We start from the raw sequence: 14,642 nt of genomic DNA on the forward strand, positions 1-14,642 counted from the left end.
AGCGTTATTCCATGTACCCGAGCATCTGCAGCTGCGCCATGATCTTTTCCTTCTCGTCATCGGCCATGCCTTCAGCGTCCTCGTCCAGCTTGACGCCACGGGTCGACTCGCCGATGCGGATCGGGTTCTGGTTCAGCCAGGGCTTGATGAACATGTCGGCCGGCACCTTGCCCTCGAAGTCACCGGGCACTTCCAGGCCCTGGCTGTAGAGCAGGGTCGCGCCAACGTCGCAGATGTGCCGACGGTCGATTTTCACGCCCTTGCGGATGCCCGGGCCGCAGGCGATGAAGATGCCATCCGGGTGGTGGGTACCGGCCGGCTCTTCACGCGGCTCGACGATCGGCAGCTTGTTCTTGATCGAGACGAAGCCGAAGTCGCGCAGCACCAGCAGCAGGTCCGGCGCATCCATCATCGCCGGGCCGGCGAAGACTTCCTCGCGCAGGTGGATTTCGCTGACGATGCTCTCGCCGGTGACCGGGTCCTTGAGCGCCTTGATATCGAGGATCAGCTGTTCACGGAACGCCTCGTAGTCTTCCGGCTTGATCCCGGTCTCGCCCGGATTACGTGCCACGCGAATGTTGATGCCGTTGCTCGACGGTGTGCGGCAGTAGGCGGTGGTCTTGGACCAGTCGAGGTTGGCGAACATGCTGTCCTCGCGGCGCTTGGCGGCCTCGGAGTCCGGATCGAGTACTTCCTTCCAGTGCAGGTAGCCCTTCTCGAACAGCCAGGCGTTGATCCGCACCACTTCGGTGGTGGCGGTAAAGCCGTGGTCGGAGGCCATGAACACCTGCACATCCGGGCCGGCCATGGTCACCAATTCCTCGATGAAACCGTCGAGCTGACGGAAGTAGTCCAGGCACAGGGCGCGCATGCGCTTGTGGTAGTCGCTGACCCCATCGTGCTGCAGGGCCGGATCGAGGAACAGCCAGGCCTGGTGCTGTAGTTTGTCGACGCCATCGAACATCACGGCCATCAGCTCAGGGGCTTCTTCCTTGAGCAGGAACTTGGCGATCTCGAACCACTGCTTTTCGCGCGGCAGGTGATAGCGCACCCAGTTCTCGCGGTCTTCGTCGGTCAGGTTGTCGACCGCCTGCTTCTCCTGCTCGAAGTCCCACGCCAGCTCCTTGGGATTGAAGTCCGGCAGTTCTTGCTTGAGGCGGTCATAGAAGTTGGCCGGCACAGTGTTGCGGCGCAGGTGCCGCCACGGGATGAAGCCCGGCACCATGAAACCGTTAAGGTCCTTGGGTGGCGGTGCGGTGAACGGCAGGTTGAGCACGGCGACGCGGCGCTCCTGGCGGCTGGCGATCGACCAGATGGTTTCCGCCAGGTTGTCGCGCGAGTCATAGAGGGTGAAGAACACGTCTTCGCCACGTTCCTCGGCGCGGATGAAGTCCAGCAGGCCGTGGTTGCCCGGGGTACGCCCGGTCATCAGCGAGACCCAGGCTGGCGGGGTCAGCGGGTTGGGGGTGGAGCGCAGTTCGCTGCGCGTGCCACGGGCCATCAGGCCGCCGAGGAACGGCATGACCGCAGGACGACCGTCCTTCTCTACCGTGAGGTCGTCGAGGATGGTGAAGGTGCAACCATCCATCCCGATGAACAATGTACGTGTGGTCATGCCGGCACTCCTGTGAGTTTTGCGTGAACGAAGTCGATCACCTGGCCAATGGAAAGATCATCGACGTAACTGCCGTCGTTCATCAGCAGGTCCTGGAAGCCCATTTTCGGGCGGTTGTAGTGCTCTTCGATGGCCACCATCAGCTGAATGATGTCGACCGAGGCGAACTCCATGTCGGCAACCAGGCGGGTCTGACTGCTGACAGCCTCATCCAACTCGATGCCCCAGTCCTGGGTCAGGTCCTCGACGATGTGGATCAGGGTCTTCTCGATACTGCTTTTATCCAGACCCACTGCGACAGCTTCAGCCATTGGCTACTCCAAATTCCTGATAATCCAACTCGGCCCCGGCCAGGGCGATCAGCAGATCGCCTTGCACTTCCAGGGCCACACTTATTTGTGCAGGCGCCTGCTTGGCAGACCCCGCGACATTCACCGTAGCGAAGGTCCAGTCTTCGCCGAACAGCACCTCGAAACGCTCCGGCGCGCCCTGCAGGCCACAACCGAGGTACTTGGCGGCAGCTTCCTTGGCGCACCAGGTGCGCAGGATCAGCTCGCCACGCTGCTCGCCCGGCGCATCGTCCAGGGCCTGCTGCTCGTAGGCGCTAAAGGAGCCGGCCACCAGCTCCGGCCGTTGCAGGCGATCCAGGCGTTCGGCATCCACGCCGATGCGCCCGGCCGGCACCAGCGCCGCCAGGCAGCCGTGGCGGTCATGGGTCAGCGACACGCTCGGCGCATCCAGCCACTGGCCGTTCCACCAGCCGTCGACATAGGGCGCGCCGAGTTCGTCGTGCCACACCGAGATATCGGCCGGGCAAAGCAGCTCGCCGGTGTGCTGGTAGAGGTAGTAGCGCGTCGCTTCCTTCAGGCACAGGCGGCCGTGCAGCCACTCGCGGGCCTGGCGCGTGTGGCGCACGGCTTCCCATTCGGCGCGCTCGTCCTCGGCAAGGATGGCGTGGGCAAGGATGCGCAGGAAAATCGCCGCCGACTGCTTGCAGAAGTCATCTGCCAGGTAGTTCAGCTGCCACAACAGCACCTCTTCGGCACTGACCAGGGTCGCCGAGCCGCTCGCCAGTGGCGCGCCGAGCCAGCCGTTCATCGGCTCGCGACGCAGCTGGTAGAAGGCGTTGGGCACCGGGAAGAAGATGTTGGAGAAACCGCTGGCACGCAGCAGCAAACGACCTTCGTGCAGGCAGTCGAAATCCCACACCCGTGGCGTGCCGAGGCCCTGCTCGGCGCCGCCCTGGGGCTGCTGGCGGCCGCGCAACTGGGCGCCAGCGATATCGGCCGGCACCTGGCCATGCAGTTCGATGCGGGCGATGTGCGAGGGGAAACTGTTGAAGTCGGTGCCGACCTGCTGCGCCAGCCAGAAGGCGGCCAGCTGGCCGAGGGCATCCAGCAGCACCGGGTTGAGCACCAGATCGCAAGGCTCGCCGTCCTGGATGAAACCTTCCAGGCTGCAGGAAGCCAGCGCCGCATCGATGCCTTCGCCCGACCAGCCGTGGATGCCAGCGATGCTCTGGAACAGCGGGCCATGGAACATGCCGGTGGTGTACAGCTCGGCATCCGCCCAGCGGTAAGCCTCGGCCGCCGCCAATGGCGCCAGCGGCGTGCCGGTCAAGGGCGCGGCGATACGGAACTCGGCGCTCATCACCTTGCTGCCAGCGTTGAACAGGCTGGCGCCGTACAGGCGCGCCTGGGCGTCCAGGCACTCGGCCTCGACCTGCAAGGTCAGCTCGCCACGATCCAGAGCGACCCAGTCGAAGGCGCGGACATTCTCGATCAGGTTGATCGCCCGACTGCCGGCCAGCACGGCGCAGGCCTCGGCCATGATCTCCAGGCTGGCCATCATCGCCACGCAGGCCAGGCCTTGCAGCTCAGGCTGATGGTAGGACGACGGGCCGGACAGCACATGGTCGGCAAGGAAGCGATCAGTCGACCACAGCGGGCATTGCGCGCTGAGTTTGTCCGCGCCCAGTTGCTGGATCTCGCCGAGCAGCGGCGTGGCGATCGGCGCCCCCACCATGGCTAGAGGTGCCGCAGCGACAGGCTGCGCAGCTGCGGGTGCCATGATTTCGCGCAGCACCTGGGCGATCTCGGCATCCACATGGACGAAGGGCATGGTGTTCTTGATCAGCAGGCCACGCTTGGGTTCGACCAGCGGCTGCTGAAGGTCGAGCACCCGGCAGTTGCTGCCGCGGAACAGCTTGCCCAGGTCAACCGTCTTACCGTTGACGAACAACGCGCCGAGCACACTGAACAACTGCTCGATACCGCTGCGTTTGCGCGCGTTGGAGGCCAGCGCGACGTACTCGCTGCCGCCTAGGATGTCGTTGACGAAACCGGTGAGGTTGCCCGACGGGCCGACCTCGATGAAGTAGCGCACGCCATCGCGGTGCATGTTGGCGATGGTTTCGCGAAAACGCACGGTATTCGACCACTGCGCCGCCGCCAGCTCGCAGACCTGTTCGGCCGCGGCCGGAAACAGTTCGGCGCTGGCGCATGAATACAGCGGGGTCTTCGGCGTCTGCAGGCCGACCGCCTGATAGTACTTGAGGAAGGCCGTGCTGACCGGGGCGAACAGCGGCGTGTGGTAGGCACGGTCGAACGGCAGCAGGGCGCAGATGCCGCCCTCCTCGCTCAAAGTCTTGAGCAGGCCGGCAATCGCCGCCTGGCTGCCGAACAGCACCAGCTGGTTCTGGCAGTTGTCCATCGCCACTACCACCGCCTCGCCGCTGGCGGCGATGTGCTGCTCGACCTGCGCGCGGCTCATGGCACCGACGGTGAGCAGCGCGCCGGTGGCGATATCGCCGGCCTCCAGCACACCGCGGTAGACCTTGTTCAGCTCGCGAATGAAGTCGGCCAATTGCTGGCGGTCGCTGAAGGCCATGGTGCCGGAGGCAGCCAACGCCGAGGACTCGCCGGTGCTGTGGCCGAGCATCACGTCCGGCTCCACGGCCAGGGCGCGCAGCAGGCTGAACATGGCCTGGCTGGCGACGAAGATAGCCTCCGAACCGACATCCATATCAAACAGCCGCGCCTCCAGCTGGCCGCGCAGCGCATCGCTCAGCTCGCTCTGCGGCGGGAACAGGATGTCGCTGCGCCCCGAGCCGGCCTTCTCGTCGTAGAGGCCCTGCCAGAAATCGAACCACTCGCGCACTTCGCCGAACTGCTGGGCCAGGTCGCTGAACATGTTCAGGTACTGCGAGCCCTCGCCGGGGAAGATGAAGGCCAGCTTGCCGTCCAGCGGCTGGCTGCAGAAGGACAGACCGGTGCGGGTCATCCAGCGGGGCGACTTGCCTTCGGCAACCTTCTTCGCCGCTTGCTGCAGCTTCTTGTCTAGCTCGGCCAGGTCGGCGACCAGCACGGCCAGGCGCACCGGCTTGCCACTGCAATCGCGGGCGGCCAGGGTGGCGGCCAGGTCAGCCAGGCGCAGGCTCGGGTTGGCGGCGATATAGCCCAGCACCTGCTGGATATCCTGCAGCAGCGCCGCCGTGGAATCGGCGGCGAACACGCACAGTTCGCAGTCGCGCTGACCCAGGCTCGGCGGGCGCAGGGCGCCGCTCGGCGCCTCTTCGAGAATGGCGTGGGTGTTGATCCCGCCGAAGCCGAAGGAGTTGATCCCGGCGCGCCGCGGCGCATCCGGCTTGGCGATCCAGGGTTTGCTGGCGGTGTTGACGTAGAGCGGCGTCTGCTCGATCTGCAGCTCGGGGTTGACCGTGCCGCACAGGGTCGGCGGCAAAATCTTGTGGTGCAGGGCCAGGCTGGTCTTGATCAGTCCGGCGATGCCGGCGGCCGGGATGCAGTGACTGATCATCGACTTGACCGAACCGATCGCCACGCTGCCGAGCAGACCCTGGCGCGCGCCGAGCACGCTACGCAGAGCGGCGATCTCGGTCTTGTCGCCCAGCGGGATGCCGGTGCCGTGGGCCTCGATCAGCGAGATGCTGGCCGGTTCCACGCCACTGCCCTCGTAGGCGCGGCGGATCGACAGGGCTTCGCCCTCCTCGCTCGGCGCCAGCAGGCCGGTGCCACGACCATCACTGGCCTGGCCAATGCCACGGATCACCGAGTAGATGCGGTCGCCATCGGCCAGGGCGTCGTCGAGGCGCTTGAGCACCACCATGCCCAGGCCTTCGCCGAGCAGGGTGCCATCGCTGCCCTGCTCGAACGGGCGAACTTTCTTGCGCCCGCTGAGGGCGCCGAGCTGGGTGAAGATCACCGAGACTTCGGCCGGCAGCGAGGCATTCACCCCGCCGGCGATCATCAGCTTGCTGCGGCCGTTGCGCAGTTCGTCCATGGCCGCGTTGACCGCCAGCAGTGAGGAGGAACAGGCGGCGTCGACGATGTAGTTCGGCCCCTTGAGGTTGAGGCGGTTGGCGATGCGCCCGGTCATCACGTTGGGCACCAGACCCGGGGCGATGTCGGTATTGGACGGCGGCAGCTTCTTCTGCAACGCCGCGCGCAGGCGTACCAGGTCGTCTTCGCTGAGGCTCGGCTGGGCCGCCTTGAGCAGTTCCAGGGTCTGGTCGAGGACGATGTGGTTCTGGATATGGCTGACCTGGCCGCGGTGCAGGTAGGTGCTGTGGCCGAGGATGATGCCGGTGTCGCGGTGATCGTGTTCGTCGCTCAGGTAACCGGCATCGAGCAGCGCATCGCGGGCTACCTTGAGGGCGAGGAACTGGTCCGGCTCACCACCGTCAACCGAGTTGGGCATGATGCCGAACTCGCGCGGATCGAAGCGGTAGAGATCATTGAGAAAGCCGCCGAACTGGGTTTCGATGCGCCCGGAGTCCAGGTAGCGCGAGGCTTCCCATTCGGCCAGCGGCTCGCCGACGGCATCCGTGGCGGCGAGAATATTGCGCCAGAAGCTGGCGATATCCGGGGCCTGCGGAAAGATGCAGGCCATGCCGATGATGGCGATCGGCTGGTTGGCTGGCTGGCTCATGCGGCTCACTCGGTTTCCTTACGCAGGTGGGTGCCACCAAGGCGATTGAGGCGAGCATCGACGATGCACTCCAGTTCCTCGATCAGCAGCAGCAACTTGCCGTCGTCATCGGTGAAGAACACGTTGGCGCGCACCTGCTGGGCCTCGCCGGGCAGGCACTGGAAGTCCATGTGGAAGCGCTCCGGCAACTGCTCGACGTAGCGAATCACCCGACCGAACTGCGCCGGCAGCGCGGAGCCGTCGTGGAAGGTGCGCGCCCACAGCAGGGCCATCTGCGGCGCCGCATCGAGCACCGCCGGGTCGACGATCCACTGCTGCTGGGCCGGCGCGCCGCTCAGCCACTGTTGCGGCGAGCTGGGGCACATCAGCGCCGCTGCGCCCTGGCTGGACAGACCGTTGATGGCACGGATCACCTGGAAGCGCGGGCCATGGAACAGCCACTCCTGGTAAGCCTTGGCCACAGGCAGCTCACGCTCGCGGTATTCGCCGGGACGATGCAGCGGTGCTTCCGGCAGTTGCTGGGCCATCTTCACCGCTGCGCGGTAGTGGATGCGCTGGGTCTTGCCGCTGCCCGAACGGATGGTCAGGCTGGCGTCGAAGCCTTCGCTGCTGGCGTAGGTCGGCGGGTTGATCACCACGGACAGGGTCTGGGTCGGCTCGCTCAGCTGCACGCCCTTGAGCAGGCGGAACTCGGCCACCTCGGCGACCACCCAGCCCGGCCACATGACACTGGCAGCCTCGGCGACGATCTCCAGGGCCACCGCCGCCGGCAGCACCGGGATGCCGTCGATGCAGTGCTCCTGCAGGTAGCCGTGGGCGGTATCGATGGTGAAGGTCAGCACCTCGGTGCCCTTGTCGCCATGTTCGATACGGCCGTGGGTCAGCAGCGGCTGGTTGATACCGCCCTGCGTCGCGCCAGCTTCGGCCTCGAACAGGCGGCCGATGTCGGCCTCGTGCTGCTCCCAGGGGCCGCCACCGGCGATCACTTCCACCGCATGTGCGCCGCGCAGACGCAGGGCCTCGCTGAACAGCTGGCGGCCCTGGCCGGCAGTGACCAGGGCCACGCCCTTGTCGGCAAATTTCTTCTCGGTGTCGGAGGTGACCATGCCGGCGCCGAACTTGGTCGCGCCCCAGGGGCCCCAGTTCAGCGACACCACGTTGACCTGTTCGCCCCACTGGCGTTGCAGCTGGCAGCACAGGCGGTTCATCAATTCGTTGGCGGTGGCGTAGTCCAGCTGGCCACTGTTGCCATACCGGCCGGCCACCGAGCTGAACACGGCGAAGAACTCCAGCTCGGCCACATCCACATACTTCTGCAGCAGCAGCATGCCGTTGACCTTGGTGCCAACCACGCGCATCCAGCTTTCCGCGCTTTTGTCTTCCAGCAGCTTGTCTTCGATCACCCCGGCGCCATGCACCACGCCGCTGACTTTGCCATAGCGCTCGCGCAAACCAACCATCAGGGCCTGCACGGACGGCTCATGGGTGACGTCGACGGCGATGTACTCGACCGTGGCGCCGGCCTGGCGCAGGTCGGCGATATTGCTGTGCATCTCGCGCAGGGCAACGATGGCCGCCACCTTGCGCTGCACATCCGCCGGGCTGAGCTGCAGGCGACCGGCGCGCACTTCGCCGATGAAGAACTGGCGCAGGGCGTTCGGGCTGTCGAGGCCGGCGGTGGCCGGGTCTTCCTCGTGCAACTCGCTGCGCCCGGTAAGGATCAGCACATTGCCCGGCCGGGCCAGGTCGCGCAGCACCTCGGCGGTGATACCGCGGGCGCCGCCGGTGGCCAGGACCACGGCGTTGTTGAGTGGCGGCAGCAGATCGCTGGCGGCGATTGCATGGGCCTGGGTGCGGAACAGCGTGCGCTGCCCGTCCGGATAGCCGACTTCCTGGCGCCCACCGACCAGCTGCAGCTCGGTGCTGATGATGGCCAGCTGCTCGGCAGCCGCCAGCGCCGGATCGAGGTCGATAGCACGGGTACGCAGGTGCGGGCGTTCCTCACGCACGGACTTGATCAGGCCGCTGCTGCCGCCCTGCAGGCTGAGACCAGTCTCGGCCGGTGTCACACCACGACCGAACAGGCCACCCAGGCCGCTGACCGCCATCACATGGGCATCGCTGCGCAGCTGCGCGGCCAGGGCATGCAGAATCAGGAACAGCGACTTCTCGTTGACCAGCAGCTCGCGCTGCCAGCTGCCCAGCTGCGCATCGCGCGGCAAAACATGGGCGCCCAACGGCGCCAGGTGGATCACCCCGGCGACCACTTTGTCCGGGTTGGCGGCGGTCTCGCGACACCAGGCCAGCAGCGCCGCTTCATCGGCCAGCAGGCTCGGTGCCAGCAACGACACCGTGCAGCCGCGCTGCTCCAGCCACTCCTGCAGGCGCAACGCCAGGCCATGGTTATCTGCAGTAATGACGAAGTAACCGGGCTCGAACTGGCGCAGGGCGTTGGCCGGAATTTCTTCTGCTTCGGCAATCACGACATGCCGGGGCGAATGGCTGACCACGGGGGTGGCAGCTATCGGGTTCGCCCCGGCCAAATCAAAAGGGACTGCCGCCTCGCCGACCTCCAGGCCTTGCAGCAGCTTGAGCATGTCGGCCAGGGTCGCTCGCGTGTTCAACTCGCTGCGCGCCTCGCCCAGGGCACTGCCGTAGGCCGGCGGCAGGGTCTGCAGCAGGGCGCCGACGATTTCCACGCGCTTGATCGAGTCGATGCCGAGGTCGGCTTCGAGGTTCTGATCCAGGCCTACCATGTCGCTCGGGTAGCCGGTGCGTTCCTCGACGATGGACAGCAGGATGTCCTTCATCTTGGCACCCGCCACCTGCGCCGGGGCGGCGGCAGGAGCAGCCGGCACAGCTGGAGCTGGCGCAACCACGGCCGGTGCCACCGCTACCGGGACAGGAGCAGCGACCGCGGGGGCAGCGACTGGCATCGCCACCGGAGCCGGTGCGACCGCGACACGCGCCGGTGCCGCAGCGGGTGCCGGACGACGGGCCGGAGCCGCCGCTGCCGGCATGGCACGCGGCTGGCTGGCCGCAGCGCCGCCGGCCATGAAGGTATTGAGCACCCGCTCCTGGGTTTCCAGGAACTGGCGCATGGTGGCGAAATACTCCGCCATCACCGATGACATTTCGTCACCGTTGGGAGCCGTTGTTTCAGACATGACCAGCCTCTCCTTGACTCGGGGTGCAGCCTGCGCTGCGCGTTGGGGGACGGGAATTGAAAGGGCTTGAGCGACCGGCGCGACCAGGGTGCGCGGCTCGCTGGGTGCGGCCGGCAGCACTTCGCCCTGGCGCACGCCGATCTGCCGTGGCGCGGCGCTGGCGCGACGGGCGCCGCTGCCGTTGAGCAGCCAGGCCTGCTTGGGCAGGCTGGCGTCCTGCCACAGGCCGTCGAGCCGGCCATTGCTGCTGCGCCGGCAATCGCGGCGGGCGAACAGGGCCGCCGGCTGGAAGCTGACGCCCAGGCAGAACAGCCGGGCCAGGGCAGTCAACAGGCTGCTGATGCCCGCGCCACGCTCATCCAGGGCGATGGCCTGGTGTGGGCGGCCGTCGAGGATGCGCCCGACCAGACGGCTGAGCACAGCCTTGGGCCCGACTTCGATAAATACGCGGGCGCCGGCGGCATACATGGCTTCGACCTGGGCGACGAACTCGACCGGCTTGACCAGGTGTTCGGCCATGCTCGCCTTGAGTTGCGCCGCCTCGCTGCTGTGCAGCGCGGCCGTGCTGTTGGAGTACACCGGCATGCGGCCCGGCTGCCAGTTGGCCGCATCGATGGCCGCCGCCAACAACGACTGCGCCGGGGCGACGAACGGCGAATGGAAGGCCGCCGCCACCGAGATGGCGCTGGCATTCAGCCCGGCCGCCTGGAAGGCCTGCAGGGCGCTGGCGATCCCGGCCTGGGAGCCGGAAATGATGCTCTGCTCCGGTGCATTGTGGTTGGCCACCAGCACGTCCGGTAGATGGCCGATGCTGGCCTCTACCAGCGCCCGCGGCGCCTGCACCATGGCCATGCTGCCGAGCTCGCTGCCAGCGCTGGCCGCGGCCTCGACGATAAAGCGCCCGCGCGCCTCGGACAGGCTGATCAGGGTGGGGAAATCGATGTGCCCGGCAGCGAACAGGGCGACGAACTCGCCATAACTGTGCCCGGCGGCCATGTCGGCGCTGACGCCCAGTTCCTGCAGCAGGCGCCACAGCCCGGCCTCGACCACGCCGAGGGCCGGCTGGGCGATGTCGGTGCTGGTCAGCGCCGCACTGGCGGCCTGGCGCGCACCGTCGTCATAGCAGCCACGCGGGTAGATGAACTGGCTCAGCGGCTTGTCGGCAAAGCGTGCAGTGGAGCCCTGCAGTTGCTGGTCGGCGGCGGCCAGGGTCTCGGCCACGGCCGGGAACAGCACGGCGATTTCGCGCAGCATGTGGATGTTCTGCGAACCCTGACCCGGGAACAGCACGGCGACCTGACCGGCCTCGACCAAGCTGTCGCCCAGCTGAATGCTCGGGTCGATCAACGCTTCACCGGCTAGGCGCCGCTGGGCCTTGTCCAGCTTGTCGGCCAGCTGATCCAGACTGCCGACCACCAGGGCCAGGCTGTGCGTGCCGCTGCCGAGGTTCGCCGCCAGGTGGCAGGCAATATCGGCCAACGCCACCTTGCCCGGCGCCGCCAGTTGTTGCTGCAGCGCGCTGACCTGAGTCTGTAACTGTTCGCGGCTGGCGGCCCGCCACAGCAGCAGCTCGGCCGCCCAGGCATCGCTGACACTGGGCTGCAACCAGGGCCGGTATTCGCCCGAATACTCTTCCAGCACCGCGTGGAAGTTGGTGCCGCCAAAACCGAAGGCGCTGACCGCGGCGCGGCGCGGCTGCTCGCCGTTGACCAGCCAGGGCTGCGCCTCGTCCAGCACGCAGAGCGGGCTGTCGGCCTTCTTCAATACGGCGTTCGGCGATTGCACGCCGAGGTGCGGCGGCAGGGTCTTGTAATGCAGGGCCAGGGCCGCCTTGATCATCCCGGCCACGCCGGCGGTGGCCTTGGTGTGACCGATCATGGTCTTCACCGAGCCAACCACGGCTTGCGCCGGACGGCTGCCAGCTTCGCGCAGCAGCGAGGTGGTGCTGTCCAGCTCAGCGGTGTCGCCGGCCACGGTGCCAGTGCCGTGGGCCTCGAACAGGCCGACGCTTTCCGGGCCGAAACCGGCCTGCTGGTAAGCGCGGCGCATGGCGCGCAACTGCCCGGCGGGCAACGGCGCGGTGAGGCCCTTGGCCTTGCCGTCGCTGCTGCCGGCCATGCCCTTGATCACCGCATAGACGCGGTCGCCGTCACGCTCGGCATCGCTCAGGCGCTTGAGCGCGAGCATGGCGATGCCTTCGGAAATCACGATGCCGTCGGCCGATTCGTCGAAGGTGCGGCAACGGCCGCGCGGCGACAGGGCCTGGGTCTTGCTGAAGCACAGGTAGCCGAACGGGCCCTGCACGGTATCCACGCCCCCGGCGATGACCAGGTCGCTGCGGCCGGAGAGCAGTTCGTTGATGCCCTGGTAGATCGCCGCCAGGGACGAGGCACAAGCGGCGTCGGTGGCGAAGTTGACCCCGCCGAAGTCCAGGCGGTTGGCGATGCGCCCGGCCATCACGTTGATCAGGATGCCGGCGAAGGTATCTTCGGTCCATTCCGGCAGGCGCTCGGCGATCGAGCTCGGCAGCTCGCCAGAAAAACGCGGCAGCTCGGAGCGCAGGCCGTACTGCATGCCGACGTCGCCGGCACCGCCGCTGGCACCGATGATCACCGAGGCCTTCTCGCGGTTGAAGCCGCGCTGGTCGTAGCCGGCGTCGCTGAGGGTCTGGCGGGCGATATCCAGGGCCATCAACTGCATCGGGTCGACCGACTCGATGGACTTGGGCGGCATGCCGTAACGGGTCGGATCGAAGACCATGTCGTCGAGGAAGCCGCCCCAGCGCGAGTAGATCTTGTCCGGGGTGCTGCGGTTCTCGTCGAAGTACAGGCGCCAGTCCCAGCGATGGGCCGGGATTTCGGTGATCGCGTCGACCTTGTTGAGGATGTTGTGCCAGTACTCGCGCGGGGTCTTCGAGCCCGGCAGCACCGAGCCCATGCCAATGATGGCGATATCCGCCGGATCGCTGCTCAGCGGCGCCAGCTCGTCCTGGGCCTGCACATGCGCTTCGAGCAGGGCCAGCGCCTCGTCGGTGACGCTGTGGTGCAGGCTGGCGATATCGGTGACGGCGGCGCGCAAGGTGGCGACCTGGCCGATCATGTACATGCCGTCCTCGACCTGCTCATCCTCACTGAAGACCTTGAGCTTGGCTTCTTCGCCAATGCGCATGCTGCCCTTGGACGCAAGACGCAGGCGACCAAGGATCAGGTCATCGAGCTGCTCGCGCGCCTCGTCGGCCGGCACCGCCTGCTGTTTGAGTTCGTTGCGGCGGGCAAAGAACGCGGCGGCGAACGGGGTATAGGCGCAGCGGCTGGCATGCCCGGTGCCGGACTCCAGGTTGACCGTACGTGCACAGTCGATGGCCTGCTGCTGGAAGGTCGGAACTATGGCGCCGGAACCGACGATTTCACGGGTAAACAGGTAGGCGCTGCCCATCAGCATGCCGACCTTGACGCCCAGCGCCAGCAAGGGCGCGACCATAGCCTGGACCATGGCCGAGGAACGCGCATCGTGGATGCCACCGGCGAACAGCACCTGGATCTCGGCTGCCGGTACGCCACTTTTGATCTCTTCGAGCAGGCGGTCGATCATGCTGCTCCACAGCACGAAACTGCTCAGCGGGCCGACATGCCCGCCGCATTCGCGACCCTCGAAGATGAAGCGCCGCGCGCCTTCCTTGAGGAACATCGGGATCAGGTTGGCCGACGGTACATGCAGGAAGGACGGGATGCCCGACTGCTCCAGACGCACCGCCTGATCCGGACGACCACCAGCGATAATGGCGTAGCTCGGCTGGTAAGGCTTGGCCACGGCAATCTGCTCGTCGAGCAGGCTTTGCGGGGCGAAGCCGAGCAGACCGATACCCCAAGGCCGGCCGTTGAGTAGTTGGTGGGTCTTGTTCAGCAACTCATCCAGCGGCTTGCCCTTGAGCAGGGCCAGGGCCAGCATCGGCAGCGCCCCGCCACTGGCTACAGCTTCGGCGAATTCGGCCTTGTCCGAGACCCGACTCATCGGCCCCTGCACCAGCGGCAACGGTAGACCCAGGACCTGCGCCAGCGGCGCATCGGCTTGGATCGCCCGCGCCTTCAGGGCCGCTTGCGGGTTGTTCTGCACCGCACTGTCGATGGCTTGGAGCAGTTGCGCAAGGCTGCCGTACTGCTTTTGCCAGGCCGCCGCGAACGCCACATCCTGGCCCAGCGGCAGCAGCCCGGCGGCTGGCTCGCGCCAGTTGATCTCGGCCAGCACCCGCGCGCGCAACTCGGCAGGCGTGAGGCTTTCCGCCGCGGTGACAAAGGCCTTGGCCGTAGCGAAACCAGGACGCAGCAGAACCCGGCAGTAACAGCCGAACTCGCCGTTGCCGGCAGCAACTGTTTCGCTGCCGGACAGGCTGCGCAGATGCGGGAACAGTTCGCTGGCGACCGGAGACTCCTGCAGCAGCAGGACCTGGCTGTCCAGTACCACGCCAGCACAACCGGCAACGGCGGCGGCAGCAGCGGTATGCGGCGTGATGCCGCCGCGCAGGTAGAGCGGTAAGTCACTGTGCTGGCGCCAGTGCTGGGCGAGGATGAAGCAGCTGCTTTCGCCGACGAAGCCGGCAGCTTCGTGGCCTTTGAGGATCAGGCCGTCGACGGCGGTGAGCTGGCTTGGCTCGAGCGCCTCGCTGCTCGACAACTCGAGCAGCACCCGCACGCCACGGGCACGCAGGGCTGGCAGGCTGTCGCGCCACAGGCTGAACTGCTCCCGACCGACCACCAGCAGGCACAATCCCTTGTCCGCCAGGCTCAGCAGAGCGTCGTGCAGCGCGCGATCAAACTCGCCCAGCCGCACGCCAAAACCCTGCGATCCGGCATGCTGGGCGAGCACAGCCAACTGCTCGACGCCCTGCACTGCACAGCTCGCGAGTTCCAGATCGA

Annotated in this window: 4 protein-coding genes; all 4 read right to left on the bottom strand. The window is 66.8% G+C overall.

Annotated features, from left to right (window positions below; all coding sequences use genetic code 11):
- Positions 1–4: 4 nt before the first annotated feature.
- The 4 genes from H3H45_RS12760 to H3H45_RS12775 are packed head-to-tail and all read right to left on the bottom strand — an operon-like array spanning position 5 to position 14,616.
- Positions 5–1,615 carry an alkaline phosphatase family protein gene (locus H3H45_RS12760; RefSeq protein WP_182834125.1) on the bottom strand — a complete coding sequence of 537 codons (1,611 nt, stop codon included), beginning with the start codon at positions 1,613–1,615 and terminating at the stop codon, positions 5–7.
- Complete coding sequence (locus H3H45_RS12765) at positions 1,612–1,926, bottom strand: acyl carrier protein (RefSeq protein ID WP_182834126.1); 315 nt, start codon at positions 1,924–1,926, stop codon at positions 1,612–1,614. The genes H3H45_RS12760 and H3H45_RS12765 overlap by 4 nt, the downstream gene beginning before the upstream one ends.
- Complete coding sequence (locus tag H3H45_RS12770; protein ID WP_182834127.1) at positions 1,919–6,562, bottom strand: type I polyketide synthase; 4,644 nt, start codon at positions 6,560–6,562, stop codon at positions 1,919–1,921. Before H3H45_RS12770 ends, H3H45_RS12765 begins: the two co-directional genes overlap by 8 nt.
- Before the next feature lie 5 nt (positions 6,563–6,567).
- Positions 6,568–14,616, bottom strand: a complete 8,049-nt coding sequence (locus H3H45_RS12775) for a type I polyketide synthase (RefSeq protein ID WP_220494272.1) — start codon at positions 14,614–14,616, stop codon at positions 6,568–6,570.
- Positions 14,617–14,642: the final 26 nt, after the last annotated feature.

The sequence above is a fragment of the Aquipseudomonas guryensis genome (assembly GCF_014164785.1).
Lineage (GTDB): Bacteria > Pseudomonadota > Gammaproteobacteria > Pseudomonadales > Pseudomonadaceae > Aquipseudomonas > Aquipseudomonas guryensis.

Coding starts and splice junctions, on each gene's coding strand:
- H3H45_RS12770 (WP_182834127.1), bottom strand. CDS start 6,562: ATGAGCCAGCCAGCCAACCAGCCGATCGCCATCATCGGCATGGCCTGC.
- H3H45_RS12760 (WP_182834125.1), bottom strand. CDS start 1,615: ATGACCACACGTACATTGTTCATCGGGATGGATGGTTGCACCTTCACC.
- H3H45_RS12765 (WP_182834126.1), bottom strand. CDS start 1,926: ATGGCTGAAGCTGTCGCAGTGGGTCTGGATAAAAGCAGTATCGAGAAG.